Origin of the sequence: Streptomyces sp. DSM 110735 (assembly GCF_016482685.1) — a bacterium.
Classification (GTDB): Bacteria; Actinomycetota; Actinomycetes; order Streptomycetales; family Streptomycetaceae; genus Streptomyces.
Genome location: NZ_JACYHF010000010.1, coordinates 204,407 through 220,646, shown reverse-complemented (window position 1 = coordinate 220,646; position 16,240 = coordinate 204,407). Strand labels below are relative to the sequence as shown.

The following is a 16,240-nucleotide window of genomic DNA, read 5'->3' as shown; positions in this document are numbered from 1 at the left end:
TCGCCCCGGCCCGCCCCTCCGGAGCCCCGGCAGCCCGGCAGGTGCGCCGAGTGGCTCCGGCGCCCACTGGGCCCGCTCCGAATCCGCTCCCGGTCACGGGCTCGCTCCCGCTACCGCCCCCGGTCCGGCCGTCCGCCCTCAGGTCTCCCCGCCCCAGCCGACGTACCGCCCCATCAACCCCACCTCCACCCGGAGCCGCCCCCGCCCCACCCCACCCGGCGCGTTAGATTGTGGGCGTGTTTTCTCGTCTCTCGCGTCTTCAGGCCGTTGCCGTGTGTGCTGTGCCCGTGGTCGGGCTGATCGTCACGGTGGCGGTCGCGCCGTTGCCGTTCGCGGTGGCGCAGCCGGGGATGACGGCGAACGTGCTGGGGAAGAACCACGGGACGCCGGTGATCACCGTGTCCGGGGCGCCGGTCAGGAAGACCAGCGGTGAGCTGCGGATGACGACCATCGAGGCGACCTCGCCGGACGCGCGCGTCAGCCTCGGGGACGTCGTGGACAACTGGTTCCGGACCGACCGCGCCGTCATGCCGTACGGCTCGGTGTATCCGACCGGCAACTCCCTCAAGGAGATCGAGAAGCACAACTCCGCGCAGATGCAGGAGTCCCAGAACGCCGCCACCGACGCCGCGCTGAACTATCTGCACCTGGACCCCGACCACGTGAAGGTCGACCTGCGGCTCGCCAACGTCGGCGGACCCAGCGCCGGGCTGCTCTTCACGCTCGGCATCGTGGACAAGCTGGAGGGCGACGGCAGCGGCGGCGACCTGACCGGCGGTCGTACCGTCGCGGGCACCGGCACCATCGACGCGGACGGCAAGGTCGGCGCGGTCGGCGGGGTGCCGCTGAAGACGCGGGCCGCCCGGCGCGACGGCGCCACTGTCTTCCTGGTGCCGAAGGCCGAGTGCGCGGACGCCAAGGCGGAGCTGCCCAAGGGGCTGCGCCTCGTCGCGGTCACCGACCTCAAGGGCGCCGTGAACTCCCTGGTCGCCCTGGAGAAGGGCAAGGGGAAGATCCCCAGTTGTTGAGAGGAGACGCCCCCTAGCCCGGCGCTTCCCCCGCCGCCTGCTCCACCAGCGGGATGATCCGCAGCGGCACCGGCGTCTCCATCACGATCGTCGTCGACGCCCGCTCGATCCCCTCGAACCCCACCACCCGGTCGATCACGCGTTGCAGATCGGCGTTGGAGCGGGCGACCAGGCGGCAGAGCATGTCACCGGTGCCCGTCGTCGTCAGCAGCTCCAGGACCTCGGGGACGCCCGTGAGGTGGGCTCGTACGTCCGGTCCCCGGCCCTGGCGGATCTGGAGGGTCGCGAAGGCGGTGACCGGGTAGCCGAGAGCCGCCGGGTCCACCTGCGGACCGAAGCCGCGGATCACCCCGCCCGCCCGCAGCCGGTCCAGGCGCGCCTGCGCCGTACCCCGGGCCACCCCCAGACGGCGGGACATCTCCAGCACACCGATGCGCGGCTCCTCGGCAAGCAGCACGATGATCCGGCCGTCCAGATGATCGATCGCCACGACGCCCTCCCGGGATGGTCATCCTGTACAGAAAGTCCGCCGGTACGGCCGTACGGCTGAACAGACTGCCCAGTCAATACGCGAACTATTGCGCACCTTGCGGACCGGAGCCACCCTTCGGCTATGACGCAGACCACAGACCACACTCCCGACACCGCCCGGCAGGCCGACCCCTTCCCGGTCAAGGGAATGGACGCGGTCGTCTTCGCCGTGGGCAACGCCAAGCAGGCCGCGCACTACTACTCCACCGCCTTCGGCATGACCCTGGTCGCCTACTCCGGACCGGAGAACGGCAGCCGGGAGACCGCGAGTTACGTCCTGGAGAACGGCTCCGCCCGCTTCGTGCTCACCTCGGTGATCAAGCCCAGCACCCCGTGGGGCGAGTTCCTCGCCCGGCACGTCGCCGAGCACGGGGACGGCGTCGTCGACCTCGCCATCGAGGTCCCCGACGCCCGCGCCGCCTTCGCCTACGCCGTCGAGCACGGCGCCCGCCCGGTCACCGAGCCGTACGAGGTGAAGGACGAGCACGGCACCGTCGTCCTCGCCGCCATCTCCACCTACGGCGAGACCCGCCACACCCTGGTCGAGCGCTCCGGCTACGACGGTCCGTACCTGCCCGGGTACGCCGCCGCCGAGCCGATCGTCGCGCCGCCCGCCCAGCGCACCTTCCAGGCCGTGGACCACTGCGTCGGCAACGTCGAACTCGGCCGCATGAACGAGTGGGTGGAGTTCTACAACAAGGTCATGGGCTTCACGAACATGAAGGAGTTCGTGGGCGACGACATCGCCACCGAGTACAGCGCGCTGATGTCCAAGGTGGTCGCGGACGGCACCCTCAAGGTCAAGTTCCCGATCAACGAGCCCGCCGTCGGCAAGAAGAAGTCCCAGATCGACGAGTACCTGGAGTTCTACGGCGGCGCGGGCGTCCAGCACATCGCGCTGAACACCAACGACATCGTGCGCACCGTCCGCACCATGCGCGCGGCCGGAGTCCAGTTCCTCGACACCCCGGACTCCTACTACGACACCCTCGGCGAGTGGGTCGGCGACACCCGCGTGCCGATCGAGACCCTGCGCGAGCTGAAGATCCTCGCCGACCGCGACGAGGACGGCTACCTGCTGCAGATCTTCACCAAGCCGGTCCAGGACAAGCCGACCGTGTTCTTCGAACTCATCGAGCGCCACGGCTCGATGGGCTTCGGCAAGGGCAACTTCAAGGCGCTGTTCGAGGCGATCGAGCGGGAGCAGGCCAAGCGCGGGAACCTGTAGGCGAGTTGGGGGCGCCGCAAGCTGCTTCGAGAGGTCGGCGCCCCCACCACTGGCTACAGCGCGTCCTCCGGCAGCGTCCCGTCCTCCGGGTCGCCCAGCCCCGCCACCGCCCGCCGCGCCTCGGGCGCCCACACCGGCGAGAAGTACGGGTTCACAAGCAGCGCGTCCGACAACTGCCGCCGGGCGAGCCCCACATGTCCCAACTCCCGCTCGATCATGCCCCGGTGGAAGGCGTGGAGGGAACTGCGCACCCCGCCGCCCTTCGCCTTGTCCGTCGCGACGGTCGCGTACTTCAGCGCCTCCTCCTCGTCGCCCGCCCGGTGCAGCGCCCAGCCCAGCGCGTCGGCCACCTCGATGCCGGGCTGGCGCTTCCACTCCGCGCGCAGCCGGGTCACCGCCTCGTCCGGGTCGCCGTGGTCCGCCTCCAGGCGCCCGAGCACCAGCTCCTCGTCGACCCCGCCGGAGGCGGCCCGCGCGGACAGCGTCCGTACCGCCGCGTACTGCTTCTCGGCGTCCTGCGCGCGACCCAGCGACTCGTACAACTCCCCGAATTCCAGGGCGGTCCGGGGGTCCGGCTGCTTGGCGAGGGCGTCGCGGTACGCGGTCAGCGCCTGGTCGGTGCGGCCCAGCGCGGCCAGCGTCCGCGCCCGCCCCGCCGCCGCCGTACCCTGCGCCGGGTCGAGCCGCAGCGCCGCCTCGAAGTGCCGCAGCGCGTCGTCCCGGTCGCCCCGCTCCCACGCCAACTGCCCGACCCCGGCCAGCCACGCCGCCTGCTCGGCGGGCGTACCGGCGGAAGCCGCCGCGTCCGTCAACTGCGCCACCGCGTCCTCGCGCCAGCCCCGGTCCCGGTACACGGCGGCCGCCCGCGCCATCACCGCGGGTCGCTCGGCCGGGGAGGTGCGCAGCGCCATCAGCTTGTCGAGGGTGCTCCGTGCCCTGGTGTAGTCACCGAGCCCGTTGTACGCGTCGATCAGCGGCGGATACGCCGACCAGCGCTTCGGCGTCAGCTTCAGCGCCTGCTCGCCGTACCGCTTCGCCGCGGGGAAGTCCCGGCGCGCGTTGGCCAGCGCCGTGAGCGCGCCGAGCGCCTCCGCGTTCCGGGTGCTCCTCACCTGGAGCGAGGTGTTCAGCGCCCGCTCCGCCTTCGGGAAGTCCGCCGCGTCGGCCGTCTGCCGCCCCCGCGCCACGTACGCCGCGCCCAGCGCCGCCCAGGCTCCCGCGTCGGCGGGGTGCTGCCGCACCGCACTCTCCTGCCGGGCGATCAGCTCCGTGAGCTGGGGCAGCGCGGCGGGCAGCCCGGTGGTGACCGCCGTCAGCGCCATCGCCCGGGGACCCGGCGCCGGAGCCGGGGGACGCTGCTCGCGCGGCCGGGGACCGGTGGGCGGCAGGGCGAGGACCGCCCCCGCCGCCGCCCCGCTCACCAGCGCGACGGCCAGCAGCCGCCGGGGCCACCGCCGCCGACGGCGCGGCGCGGACTCGGCCACCAGGGACGTACCGGGACCGGCGTGCCCGTACTGTCGCTTCTCCATGCGGCAACTGTGCGTCAATATGACAAGCGCATCCGGGTGGCTCAAGGGCGGCGCGTGCGGGGTTCACACCGATGGCCCCGAGTGCGACGCTCGGATCATGAGCCGTATCGAAGCGCCCCGCGACGACGACACCATGACCGTCGGCAGCCTCACCGACCGGCTCCTCGCGGGGCTGCCCGCCGAGGCCGTGCTCACCGACCCCGAGGTCACCGTCTCCTACGCCAACGACATGGCGAGCTTCTGCCCCGCCGGAACACCAGCCGTCGTCGTACTGCCCCGGACCGTCGAACAGGTCCAGCACGTCATGCGCACCGCCACCGAGCTGCGCGTGCCGGTCGTCCCGCAGGGGGCGCGCACCGGGCTCTCCGGCGCGGCCAACGCCTCCGAGGGGTGCGTCGTGCTGTCCCTCACGAAGATGGACCGCATCCTGGAGATCAACCCCGTGGACCGGGTCGCCGTCGTCGAGCCCGGCGTCGTCAACGCCACGCTCTCCCGCGCCGTCGGCGAACACGGTCTGTACTACCCGCCGGACCCCTCCAGTTGGGAGACCTGCACCATCGGCGGCAACATCGGCACCGCCTCGGGCGGGCTGTGCTGCGTCAAGTACGGGGTCACCGCCGAGTACGTCCTCGGGCTCGACGTCGTCCTCGCCGACGGCAGGCTCATGTCCACCGGGCGCCGCACCGCCAAGGGCGTCGCCGGGTACGACCTCACCCGGCTGTTCGTCGGCTCCGAGGGCTCGCTCGGCATCGTCGTACGCGCCGTGCTCGGTCTGCGCCCCAAGCCGCCCGCGCAACTGGTGCTGGCCGCCGAGTTCGCCTCGGCGGCCGACGCCTGCGACGCGGTGTGCCGGATCATGGCGGGCGGACACGTGCCGTCCCTCCTGGAGCTGATGGACCGTACGACCGTCAAGGCGGTCAACGACTTCGCCCGCATGGGACTGCCCGAGACCACCGAGGCGCTGCTGCTCGCCGCCTTCGACACCCCGGACCCCGCCGCCGACCTCGCCGCCCTCGGCGCGCTGTGCGAGGAGGCGGGCGCCACCCAGGTGGTGCCCGCCGAGGACGCCGCCGAGTCCGAACTCCTCCTCCAGGCCCGGCGGCTCTCGCTGACCGCGCTGGAGGCGGTCAAGGGCACGACGATGATCGACGACGTGTGCGTGCCCCGCTCCCGGCTCGGCGAGATGCTCGCCGGGGTCGAGCGGATCGCCGCCGCGTACGACCTCACCATCGGGCTCTGCGCGCACGCGGGCGACGGCAACACCCACCCCACCGTCTGCTTCGACGCCCTCGACCCCGACGAGTCCCGCCGCGCCCGCGAGTCCTTCGACGAGATCATGGCGCTCGGACTCGAACTCGGCGGCACCATCACCGGGGAGCACGGGGTGGGGGTGCTGAAGAAGGAGTGGCTGGCCCGGGAGATCGGACCCGTCGGGGTCGAGATGCAGCGCGCGGTGAAGGACGTCTTCGACCCGCTCGGCATCCTCAACCCCGGCAAGCTCTTCTGAACACCCGCCGGGTGCCCCGCCGTTCACCTGGCGAGCAACTGGTCGAGCGCGGCGTCGATCCCCAACTGCTCCGCCTCGGCACCCGGCGCCACCACCCGCAGCGTCCGCTCCAGCCACGCCGAGACCTGCGGCGTCGGCGCCTCCAGGAGGGCGTCCCCGTCCGGCGAACTGAGCGCCATCAGCACGACACTGCGACCGTTCACCTTCGTCGGCCACACCCTGACGTCCCCGTGCCCGCACGGCCGGAAGACCCCCTCCACCAACAGCTCCCGGGCGAACGTCCAGTTGACCGGGAAGTCGGAGTTGATGTGGAACGTGACGTGGATCGCGTACGGGTCGTCCGAGCGGTAACTCAGCCGCGCCGGGACCGGGATGCTCCGCTCCGGCGAAAGGATGAGCTTGAGCTCCAGTTCCCGCTCCACCACCGTGTGCTCCATGACCTGCGTTTCCTCTCTCACCGGGACCTCCTGGACGGGCCCACGGGAAGGGAGAGGGCGCTGAGGCTCCGCCATTACGCGACTTCCGAAAACTTTTTTCCGACGCCTCCCCCGCTCCTTCGCGCACAGGTCCGGCATCGCCCGGAAAGGGTGGGTCCGGCCGGACTGGCGGTGCCGGATGCGCGGGTCTGATAGATGTGGGGGTTCCTATCCCACCTCCGAGCAAGCAGATACGGGACGGACTTGGCTTCTCCCTCGCCTAACGGCGGGGGATTCCAGCGGTCGCCCGCTGGGCTTCCTGCTTCGTCGACGACCGCCCCGTCCGGGAGGACTCCCGTTGAGGTCTTACACCGCCTCCACAGGCAACGGCCGCCAGCCCGGCGGCCAGAATGTTGCGTGCCGCGTTCACGTCGCGGTCGTGCAAGGTGCCGCACGCACACGTCCATTCGCGGACGTTCAACGGCAGGCTCTCGCGGATCTCACCGCAGGTTCCGCACAGCTTCGAACTGGGGAACCAGCGGTCGACCACGACCAGGTCGCGCCCGTACCAGGCGCACTTGTACTCCAGCATCCATCAGAGTTCCGCCCACGAGGCGTCCGAGACGGCGCGCGCGAGCGTGGCGTTCTTGAGCAGGTTGCGGACGGTGAGGTCCTCGATCACGACCGTTTGGTTCTCACGGACGAGACGAGTGTTCAGTTTGTGCAGGAAGTCCCGGCGCCGGTCGGCGACCCGGGCGTGCACCTTGGCGACACGACGCCGGGCCTTCTCCCGGTTCGCCGAGTCCTTCCGCTTGCGGGACAGCTCCCGGTGGGCCTTGGCGAGCCGGACGCGGTCCCGGCGTTCGTGCTTCGGGTTGGCGACCTTCTCTCCGGTGGACAGGGTCACGAGGGAGGTGATCCCGGCGTCGATGCCGACCGCTGCCGTGGTGGCCGGGGCGGCGGCGACGTCGTCCTCGCACAGCAGGGACACGAACCAGCGCCCGGCCGCGTCACGGGACACGGTCACCGTGGAAGGCTCCGCCCCCTTGGGCAGGGGGCGCGACATGCGGATGTCCAGCGGCTCCGGCATTTTCGCCAGCGTCAGACGGCCGTCGCGCCATGCGAAGCCGGACCGGGTGTACTCGGCCGCGGCGCGGGACTGCTTCCTCGCCTTGAAGCGCGGGTACTTCGCCCGCTTGGCGAAGAAATGCGTAAAGGCCGCCTGAAGATGCCGCAGCGCCTGCTGGAGCGGAACCGAGGAGACCTCGGTGAGGAAGGCGAGTTCCTCGGTCTTCTTCCACTCGGTCAGCATGGCCGACGACTGGGCGTAGGAGATGCGGCGTTCCTCGCCGCGCCAGGCGCGCGTGCGCTCCTCCAGCGCCTTGTTGTAGACGAGCCGGACACAGCCGAAGGTGCGGGACAGCTCCGCCGCCTGCTCGCCCGTGGGATAAAAGCGGTACCGGTACTTGAACGCCCGCTTCACCTGCCGCCCCATGCGTCACACTCTCTCAGCTCCCGTGTGCACCCAGGGGGACAATCGGCAGTCGACGGACGCCGAATCGCCCGGGCGGCGATTCGCCCTACCCTGTCCTGCCCCGCAGGAGTCCGTTTTCTCCCCGGCACGAAGGCCGGGGCATCCACGGAGGAACCCCGATGAGCGCCCCTACGCCGGCCCACGGTGACGACAGGCCCCGTGAGGGCTACTACCCGGATCCGTCCATTCCCGGTTACGTCCGCTACTGGAACGGCACGGCCTGGATGCCCGGGACCAGCCGTCCCGCACCGGCCGACGGCGAGCCGCTCACCCCGCCCGGTGGCCGCGCGGCCAGTCCCGCGGTGGTCGAGGAGACGGGGCCCCACTTCTTCGACGAGGAGCCGCCCACGGGGAGTCCGGCGTGGGACACGGACGCGCCGGTGGCGGACACGTTCCTGAGCCGTCGGCCTACGCCGGGGCCGGGGGCGCCGCCGGTTCAGGGGGCGTCGGGGTTCGGTGCGGGTGGGGACGGTTCGGGGGCGGGTGTTCCCTTCGCGCAGGGTGGTGCCCAGGGGGCGGACGGTTCCGGGTTCGGGGCGGCTCCGCAGGGACCGGTCGGTGGGGGAGTTCCGGGGGCGCGGGGTCCGGGTGGATCCGGTGAGGGGGTGCCTGTGGCGTCGGGCGGGCAGTTCGCCGCTCAGGGGGGTGCCTCCGGTGGTGCTCCTGGGGCAGGTGGGGCGGAGGGTGGCAATTGGGCTCCGGGCGGCACCCCCGGTGGGGCGAACGGTCCTGCCGGACCTGAAGCCCCGGGTGTGGCCGCCGGTGGGTTCGGTGGCGTTGGCGCTCCCGGTGTGCAGGGGCAGGGCGGAGTCGACAGTCGTCCCGGTGGGCAGGTACCCGCTGGGGCTGGTGATGCCCATGGTGCTCAAGGTGCCACTGGGGGCGGTGGTCCCGCGGCGGGCGCCGGTGGCTTCGGTCCCGCGCACTCCGGGAACCGTCCCGGCGGGGCGGGTGGCCGTCCCGAAGGCGCGGCCGCTCTGGGGTTCAACGTCGTCACCCCGCCCGGTGCCCCCGGTGGGTTCGGGTCCGTCGTGCCCGGGGCGCGGAGTGCGCAGGCGGGTGGTCCCACCGCGCCGGATCGCGGCGGGCAGAACGCCGGAGGCGGGCAGGCGTCGTGGGCTCAGCAGGTGCATCGGTTGGCCGGGGGAGGGGAGGAGCAGACGGTCGCGCCGTGGAAGCCGGTGGTGGAGGACCCGTTCCTCGCCGCGGTGAGACGGCAGGCGGCGGGGCGCCCCGCAGGGCTCGGCAAGCGACTGGTGGCGCGGCTCATCGACAGCCTCTTCGTCGGCGCGGTCACCGCGGCCGCCGCCGTACCCCTGGGCGTCCGCACCGTGGACCACCTGCGGCACAAGGTCGAGGCGGCGCGGCTGTCGGGCCGTACCGTCACCGTCTGGCTGATCGACGGCACGACCGGCACGTACCTCGCCGTCGTCCTCGCCGTCCTGCTCCTCTTCGGCGTCGCCTACGAGGTGCTGCCGACCGCGAAATGGGGCCGTACCCTCGGCAAGCGGCTGGTCGGGCTCCAGGTGCGGGACATCGAGGCGCACGAGCCGCCGACCTTCGGCGCCGCGCTGCGCCGCTGGCTGGTGTACTGCGTGCCCGGACTCCTCGGGATCGGGGCGGTCGGGGTGCTGTGGGGGCTGTTCGACCGCCCCTGGCGCCAGTGCTGGCACGACAAGGCGGCGCACACCTTCGTGGCGGACTGAGGGCGCCGGACGGTACTCCGTACGGCCGCCCGCCGGGTGCGGAGCCGGGGCGTTCGCGGTCCACTCGGGCCATGAGCAGCGAACCGCCCTCCGGCTCCGGACCGCAGCCCCCCGACGACGATCCGCTGAGGAAGCGCCCCCCGTCGGAGCAGGGGTGGGGCTCGCCGTACGACGCACCGCACGGCGGCCGGCAGCCCCCGCCCCCGGGCGGCGGTCAGCAACCACCCGGCGGTCAGCAACCACCCCCCGGCGGTCCCCAGCAGCCCGGCGGCAACCCCTACGGCCCGGGCAACCCCTACGGCGGTCAGGGCGGCGGCGGTCCGTACGGCGGTCAGGGCGGTCCCTACGGGGGGCAGGGCGGCGGTCCCTACGGCGGTCCCGGAGGGCCAGGCGGTCCCGGTTATCCCGCCGACCCCCTCGCCGGGATGCCCCCGCTCGCCGAGAGCGGCAAGCGCACCATCGCCCGCATCCTCGACATGATCATGGTCGGTATCGTCGTCTGGCTGGTGACCTGGGCGTTCGGGGTGCACCAGTACGACGTGAACGGCCAGGGCATGAACGCCGGGAAGTCCTTCGCGCAGTCGATCATCGCGGCGATCCTCTACATCGCCTACGACACGATCCTGATCGCCAGGACCGGCCAGACGCTCGGCATGAAGTGGTTCCACATGCGCGTGGCCAACCTGGACAACGGCTCCACGCCCTCCCCGCAGACCTCCCTGGTCCGCGCCCTGGTGCTGTGGCTGCCGTTCGCCTTCTGCTGCGCCTGCATCTGGACCGCGATCTGCGGCGGCTGGAGCTACTTCGACCGCCCCTACAAGCAGGGTCTGCACGACAAGGCGGCCAAGACGGTGGTGGTCAGCACGCGGTAGCCGACGGCGGGCACAGGGCGGCGCTCACGTACGGAGAGGGGCGGACCGGGGCGAGACACCCGGTCCGCCCCTCTCCGTACGCGTGCGAAGCGGGGCGCGAACTCCCGTCAGGAAGCCGTCCGTTCACGCACCGGCTCGGCCGAGGCGCCGACCGGCTCGCGGCGCGCGCTCTCCAGCCGCGTGGGCGCGGGCATGGTCCGCGGCGCGGTCTCGGGGTGCGCGGCGCGCGCCCGGCGGGGGTGCGGCACGGTCATGGCCACCAGGACGCCGAGGGCGAGCGCGGCCAGGGCGATCACGGCGATCCCGGGGCCGGAACTCGTCTGCGACAGCAGCAGCATGGCGAGGGTGGAGAAGATCACGGTGCAGGAACCGTAGGCGAGCTGTGCGGTGGTCGGACGAGGCATGGCAATCGTGTCCTCGGAAGATGAATGTGGGGGTGCCATCGGACTCTCCCCGCGTCCATGCCCGAGTCACGCGCCGGGTAAGCGTGACCTTGCCCGGGGCGCCGGTGCACAGGGGGCGCACGGAGTCATGACCTTCGCCAACTGGGCGGATGCACGCGCCCGTTGAGGGGACGCGCTCATCCGTAAAGCGGACCCCCGCTCCGCATAGTGCACCTGTCCTGTACAAGTCAAGGTCTGTCTTTTCTTCTAAACCTCTAGTCAAATAACGGCACTTGACTACACGCGTTGATCGTGCGCGCACGGATCCTTCCATGAACCGGAACCCTCCTGCCGTGCGCGCGGCGCGGGGGAGGAAATCAAGTGACCAGCAGATCCTGGACGTTCAGAACCACGGCGATAGGCGTAGCCCTCGCCGCGGCCTCCGCCACGTTCGTGACGTTCGCCGTCGCGGAGGCGAGCGCGGCGCCCCGGTCCGCGGCCGAGAACCGGCACGACCCGGCGCCGGTCGCCCAGCGGAAGCACGACCTCGACGGTCCGCTGAGCAAGACCCAGCAGGCCCAGCGCCGGGAGGCGGTCTCCCAGCTCATCGCGGGCAAGACCAAGCTGCAGGACCGCCACGGCTCCAAGGTCGTCCAGCTCAAGAGCAAGAAGGGCGACAGCAAGTACGTCGAGCTGGGGCGGGAGAAGACCGACAAGATCTTCACCATCCTGGTGGAGTTCGGCGACAAGACGGACTCCCGGTACGGCGGCACCCCCGGGCCGCTGCACAACCAGATCGCCGCGCCGGACCGCAAGAAGGACAACTCCACGGCCTGGCAGAAGGATTACAACCAGGCGCACTACCAGGACCTCTACTTCGGCACCGGCAAGAACACCGAGTCGCTGAAGAAGTACTACGAGAAGCAGTCCTCGGGCCGCTACTCGGTCGACGGTGAGGTCACCGACTGGGTCAAGGTCCCCTACAACGAGGCCCGTTACGGTTCCAACAAGGCGTCCACCGGCGCCTGGTACGCGGTCCAGGACGGCGTCAACGCCTGGGTCGCCGACCGCGAGGCGGCCGGTGACAGCGCCGCGGAGATCCACGCGGAGCTGGCCAAGTACGACCAGTGGGACCGTTACGACTACGACGGCGACGGCAACTTCAACGAGCCCGACGGTTACATCGACCACTTCCAGATCGTGCACGCCGGTGAGGACGAGTCCGCGGGCGGCGGCGCGCAGGGCGAGGACGCCATCTGGGCGCACCGCTGGTACGCGTTCGGTACCGACGCGGGCGCGACGGGTCCGTCCGACAACAAGCTCGGCGGCACCCAGATCGGCGACACCGGCATCTGGGTCGGCGACTACACCATCCAGCCGGAGAACGGCGGACTCGGCGTCTTCGCCCACGAGTACGGTCACGACCTCGGGCTGCCGGACGAGTACGACACCGCCGGGGGCGACAACTCCACCGGTTTCTGGACCCTGATGTCCTCCGGTTCCTGGCTCGGCACCGGCAAGGAGTCCATCGGTGACCTGCCCGGCGACATGAACGCCTGGGACAAGCTGCAGTTGGGCTGGCTGACCTACGACACCGCCAAGGCGGGCGTCTCCTCCTGGCACAAGCTGGGTCTTGCCGAGTACAACACCAAGTACCGTCAGGGGCTGGTGGTTTCGCTGCCGGACAAGGCGGTCACCACCGAGGTGGTCACCCCCGCGCAGGGCGCCAGCCAGTGGTGGAGCGGCAGCGGCAACGACCTCAAGAACACGCTGACCCGGTCCGTCGACCTCACGGGCAAGTCCTCGGCCACGCTGAGCCTGGACGGCTGGTACGACATCGAGGCCGGCTACGACTACCTCTACACCGAGGTGTCCACCGACGGCGGCGCCAACTGGACCGCGATCAACGGCACGGTGGACGGCGCGGCCATCCCGGAGGACGGCTCCGGCAAGCCCGCGCTCACCGGCACGGTGGACGCCTACAAGAAGCTGTCGTTCCCACTGGACGCCTACGCGGGCCAGAAGATCCAGGTGCGGTTCCGCTACCAGACGGACGGCGGGGTCGCGCTGAAGGGCTTCGCCGCCGACGAGATCACGGTCACCGCAGACGGCTCCGCCGTCTTCTCCGACAATGCCGAGTCGGCGGACGCCGGTTGGACCGCCACCGGCTTCTCCCGGATCGGGGCTTCCTTCACCAAGGACTACGCGCAGTACTACATCGCGGAGAACCGGCAGTACGAGTCGTACGACAAGACCCTCAAGGTCGGTCCGTACAACTTCGGTTACGCCTCGAAGCCGGGCTGGGTGGAGCACTACCCGTACCAGAACGGCCTGTTGATCTGGAAGTGGGACACCTCCCAGGCGGACAACAACACCAACTCCGAGGACGGGCACCCCGGTACGGGTCTGATCCTGCCGGTCGACTCGCACCCGGCGGCGATGAAGTGGTCCGACGGCACGCTGCTGCGCAACCGCATCCAGGCGTACGACTCGCCCTTCAGCCTCTACGGCACGGACGGGATCACGCTGCACAAGAGCGACGTCGCGACGAAGTTCAAGGCGTCGAAGGGGGTGTCGGTCTTCAACGACCACGCGAGCACCTACTACGACCCGGCGAACCCCACCGGGGGCGTCAAGATCACTGACACCAACACCAAGATCAAGATCACCAAGGAGGCGGCGGACGGCTCGACGATCGAGCTGGAGGTCGGGCGCGCGGTGAAGTAGTCGACATCATCGCAGGTCACAGACGTATCGGCGGCAATCCCCTGGCGGGTTGCCGCCGATCGTGTTTAGGTGCGTCCTGTGGACGGCTTATTGACACCGGACGGAACGGGGATGTGACCGCATGGCCGCAGGAGGCTTCAGCAGACTGCCGAACGGCACGGTGGTGGTGGCGCTCAACCTGCCGCACGGCTCCGCCGGGGTCCGCGTCCTGGTGCACGCCCGCAACCGGGCTCGCGCCCTGACCCGCCTGCGCAACCTCGGTCTCCGAGCGGTGTACCTCCGGGGGAACACGGCGCCTCCCACCCCGGACGAGATCACGGCGGTCCTCCACCACCCGGACGGCCTGGTCTGGCGCACGACCCCCCTGGACGGCACGTCGCCCTCCGGCCTGTGGCGCCCCATCCGCTCCCTCCTACGACCTGCGGTTTTGCCGGGGCGGTGAGGTCCGCCGTCGGCTGCGGGTGCGTTGTGGCCGGTCGCGTAGTTCCCCGCGCCCCTTGGGTGGGACCGGTTCCGTCGGCTGCCAGGTGACCCGGCGGTTCTGTCGAGGGGTGAGGTGCGTTGTCGGGTGCGGGTGCGTTGTGGCTGGTCGCGCAGTTCCCCGCGCCCCGTGGGTGGGACCGGTTCCGTCGGCCAGTGACAACGGGGGCTCCTGCTGACCGACGTCGCTGGTCCCACCCCAAAGGGGCGCGGGGAACTGCGCGACCAGCCACCGCGTACCCGCACGTCGGACGGAGTCCTCAGCCGCTGACCACCGGCTTGCCCGTCAGCTTTACTCCGGCTTCCCGCAGGGATTCCAGGGCGCGGTCTGTTGTTTCCTGGGACACGCCTGCGGTGAGGTCCAGGAGGACGTGGGTTCGGAAGCCTTCCCGCGCCGCGTCCAGGGCGGTAGCCCGCACGCAGTGGTCGGTGGCGATGCCCACCACGTCGACCTCCTCCACGCCCCGTTCCCGGAGCCAGGAGGCGAGGTCCGTGCCGTTTTCGTCGGCGCCTTCGAACCCGCTGTAGGCGGCGGAGTACGCGCCCTTGTCGAAGACCGCGTCGACCGCGCCGGAGGCGACCGCGGGGGCGAAGTTGGGGTGGAAGCCGACGCCCTCGGTGCCGGCGACGCAGTGGGCGGGCCAGGAGTGGACGTAGTCGGGGTTGTCGGCGAAGTGGCCGCCGGGGGCGATGTGGTGGTCGCGGGTGGCCACCACGTGCCGGTAGCCGGAGCCGGCCGCCTGGCCGATCAGCTCGGTGACGGCGGCGGCCACGTCGGCGCCCCCGGCCACCGCGAGACTGCCCCCCTCGCAGAAGTCGTTCTGCACGTCTACGACGATCAAGGCGCGGCGCATGCTGGTGTCCTTCGAGTGGGGTCCAAGGAATCGAGCCTAGAGACTTCCGGGCTCCGGCGGGAGAGGGCGTGAACGGCGTACAGCGGTCCCGCTCTAGCTACCCGAGCCCAGGTGCACGTACTCCGTCGGAAGGACCGGCTCCCCCCGGGAGAGCTGGGTCGCCGACAGCGGCAGGTTCGCGCGGGCGGCGCTGTGCCGGTCACGGGCCACGTCCAGCGGCTCGCGGGCGATCACCTCGCCGCCCTTGACCAGCTCGACCAGCAACTGCCGGTCCGCCAGCTCGTCCGGCACCGCACCCGTGCCCACGACCTCCGCCTCCGCGATCCCGGAGCCGTCCAGCCGCCGCGCCGCCCACTTGCGCCCGCCGATGGAGGTCTTGCCGCCGCTGGACTTCTTCGCCACCGGCACCAGCGGCGCGGCGGGGTCCGCGGACTCGGCGCGCGCGACCAGCTTGTAGACCATCGAGCAGGTCGGATGCCCGGAGCCGGTCACGAGCTGCGTGCCCACCCCGTACGCGTCCACGGGCGCCGCCGCCAGCGAGGCGATCGCGTACTCGTCCAGGTCCGAGGTGACGACGATGCGCGTCTTGACCGCCCCCAGCTCGTCGAGCTGCCGCCGCACCCGGTGCGCGACCAGCAGCAGATCCCCGGAGTCGATCCGCACCGCGCCCAGATCGGTCCCGGCCACCTCCACCGCCAGACGCACCGCCTCGGCGACGTCGTAGGTGTCCACCAGCAGCGTCGTCCCCGCGCCCAGCGCGTCGACCTGGGCGCGGAAGGCGTCCCGCTCGTGGTCGTGGAGCAGGGTGAAGGCGTGCGCGGAGGTGCCGACGGTCGGGATGCCGTAGCGGAAGCCCGCGGCGAGGTCGGAGGTGGTGGCGAAGCCGCCGATGTAGGCGGCGCGCGCGGCGGCCACGGCGGCCAGCTCGTGCGTGCGCCGGGCGCCCATCTCGATCAGCGGCCGGTCACCGGCGGCGGAGGACATGCGCGAGGCGGCCGCCGCGATGGCCGAGTCGTGGTTGAGGATCGAGAGGATCACCGTCTCCAGCAGCACGCACTCCGCGAAGCTGCCCTCGACCCGCAGCACCGGCGAGCCGGGGAAGTACACCTCGCCCTCGGGGTAGCCCCAGATGTCGCCCCGGAAGCGGTAGTCCGCGAGCCAGTCGAGGGTCGCCGCGTCGACGATCTCCCGCTCGCGCAGGAAGTCGAGCATGGGCGCGTCGAAACGGAAGTTCGTCACCGCGTCCAGCACCCGCCCGGTGCCCGCGACGACTCCGTACCGGCGCCCGTCGGGCAGTCGCCGGGTGAAGACCTCGAACACACTGCGCCGCTCGGCCGTTCCGGCCCGCAGGGCGGCCTGCAGCATGGTCAGCTCGTACTGGTCCGTGAAGAGCGCCGTCGAGGGGACGTCGACCGGCAGCCCAAGGTCCGCTGCGTTCATGGGGA

Annotated in this window: 14 protein-coding genes and 2 pseudogenes; 8 read left to right on the top strand and 8 right to left on the bottom strand. The window is 71.4% G+C overall.

The genetic code is table 11. From position 1 onward, the window contains the following. Positions 1 to 236 precede the first annotated feature (236 nt). Positions 237 to 1,028, top strand: coding sequence for a S16 family serine protease (locus tag IF655_RS18105; protein ID WP_199585848.1), 792 nt, complete (start codon positions 237 to 239; stop codon positions 1,026 to 1,028). A gap of 13 nt (positions 1,029 to 1,041) precedes the next feature. Here IF655_RS18105 and IF655_RS18100 read toward each other — a convergent pair whose 3' ends face one another. Next, positions 1,042 to 1,518 carry an Lrp/AsnC family transcriptional regulator gene (locus IF655_RS18100; RefSeq protein ID WP_199585847.1) on the bottom strand — a complete coding sequence of 159 codons (477 nt, stop codon included), beginning with the start codon at positions 1,516 to 1,518 and terminating at the stop codon, positions 1,042 to 1,044. A gap of 123 nt (positions 1,519 to 1,641) precedes the next feature. Here IF655_RS18100 and hppD point away from each other — a divergent pair, with 123 nt between their 5' ends. After that, a complete protein-coding gene (gene hppD, locus IF655_RS18095; RefSeq protein ID WP_199585846.1) occupies positions 1,642 to 2,787 on the top strand; it encodes a 4-hydroxyphenylpyruvate dioxygenase in 1,146 nt (381 codons plus the stop codon). Positions 2,788 to 2,840: 53 nt separating this feature from the next. On the opposite strand, the gene IF655_RS18090 is transcribed toward hppD, so the two are convergent. Continuing rightward, the gene (locus IF655_RS18090; RefSeq protein ID WP_199585845.1) at positions 2,841 to 4,316 is read right to left on the bottom strand and encodes a lipopolysaccharide assembly protein LapB; all 1,476 of its coding nucleotides are present in this window, start codon (positions 4,314 to 4,316) and stop codon (positions 2,841 to 2,843) included. A gap of 97 nt (positions 4,317 to 4,413) precedes the next feature. On the opposite strand from IF655_RS18090, the gene IF655_RS18085 reads away from it, so the two are divergent. Then, positions 4,414 to 5,823, top strand: coding sequence for an FAD-binding oxidoreductase (locus tag IF655_RS18085; RefSeq protein WP_199585844.1), 1,410 nt, complete (start codon positions 4,414 to 4,416; stop codon positions 5,821 to 5,823). A 23-nt stretch (positions 5,824 to 5,846) separates the two neighbouring features. On the opposite strand, the gene IF655_RS18080 is transcribed toward IF655_RS18085, so the two are convergent. Continuing rightward, complete coding sequence (locus tag IF655_RS18080; RefSeq protein ID WP_199585872.1) at positions 5,847 to 6,260, bottom strand: SsgA family sporulation/cell division regulator; 414 nt, start codon at positions 6,258 to 6,260, stop codon at positions 5,847 to 5,849. Between the two features lie 259 nt (positions 6,261 to 6,519). After that, positions 6,520 to 7,734: pseudogene (locus IF655_RS18075) on the bottom strand (RNA-guided endonuclease InsQ/TnpB family protein). 158 nt (positions 7,735 to 7,892) lie between these two features. Here IF655_RS18075 and IF655_RS31665 point away from each other — a divergent pair. Then, a pseudogene (locus IF655_RS31665) lies at positions 7,893 to 7,988 on the top strand (DUF2510 domain-containing protein); the annotation flags it as partial. Here IF655_RS31665 and IF655_RS31660 read toward each other — a convergent pair. Continuing rightward, on the bottom strand, positions 7,976 to 8,164 hold the full coding sequence (locus IF655_RS31660; RefSeq protein ID WP_307814963.1) for a hypothetical protein: 189 nt from the start codon (positions 8,162 to 8,164) through the stop codon (positions 7,976 to 7,978). The pseudogene IF655_RS31665 and the gene IF655_RS31660 sit on opposite strands and share 13 nt — an antisense overlap. A 745-nt stretch (positions 8,165 to 8,909) precedes the next feature. Between IF655_RS31660 and IF655_RS31655 the strand changes: the two genes are divergently transcribed. Both IF655_RS31655 and IF655_RS18065 read left to right on the top strand, forming a co-directional pair. Beyond that, positions 8,910 to 9,479 (top strand): RDD family protein, encoded by a 570-nt coding sequence (locus tag IF655_RS31655; protein WP_307814962.1) that lies wholly within the window; start codon positions 8,910 to 8,912, stop codon positions 9,477 to 9,479. A gap of 71 nt (positions 9,480 to 9,550) precedes the next feature. Further along, positions 9,551 to 10,351, top strand: coding sequence for an RDD family protein (locus IF655_RS18065; protein ID WP_199585842.1), 801 nt, complete (start codon positions 9,551 to 9,553; stop codon positions 10,349 to 10,351). A 107-nt stretch (positions 10,352 to 10,458) separates the two neighbouring features. Here the strand turns inward: IF655_RS18065 and IF655_RS18060 are convergent, their stop codons facing one another. Further along, on the bottom strand, positions 10,459 to 10,755 hold the full coding sequence (locus IF655_RS18060; RefSeq protein WP_199585841.1) for a hypothetical protein: 297 nt from the start codon (positions 10,753 to 10,755) through the stop codon (positions 10,459 to 10,461). 360 nt (positions 10,756 to 11,115) lie between these two features. Here IF655_RS18060 and IF655_RS18055 point away from each other — a divergent pair, with 360 nt between their 5' ends. Next, positions 11,116 to 13,461: an immune inhibitor A domain-containing protein gene (locus tag IF655_RS18055; protein WP_199585840.1), complete on the top strand. Its 2,346-nt coding sequence runs from the start codon at positions 11,116 to 11,118 to the stop codon at positions 13,459 to 13,461. A 121-nt stretch (positions 13,462 to 13,582) separates the two neighbouring features. Next, positions 13,583 to 13,903: a hypothetical protein gene (locus IF655_RS18050; RefSeq protein WP_199585839.1), complete on the top strand. Its 321-nt coding sequence runs from the start codon at positions 13,583 to 13,585 to the stop codon at positions 13,901 to 13,903. Between the two features lie 298 nt (positions 13,904 to 14,201). Here IF655_RS18050 and IF655_RS18045 read toward each other — a convergent pair whose 3' ends face one another. Further along, positions 14,202 to 14,795 carry an isochorismatase family protein gene (locus tag IF655_RS18045; protein ID WP_199585838.1) on the bottom strand — a complete coding sequence of 198 codons (594 nt, stop codon included), beginning with the start codon at positions 14,793 to 14,795 and terminating at the stop codon, positions 14,202 to 14,204. Between the two features lie 93 nt (positions 14,796 to 14,888). Then, on the bottom strand, positions 14,889 to 16,235 hold the full coding sequence (locus tag IF655_RS18040) for a nicotinate phosphoribosyltransferase (RefSeq protein WP_199585837.1): 1,347 nt from the start codon (positions 16,233 to 16,235) through the stop codon (positions 14,889 to 14,891). Between the last annotated feature and the right edge of the window lie 5 nt (positions 16,236 to 16,240).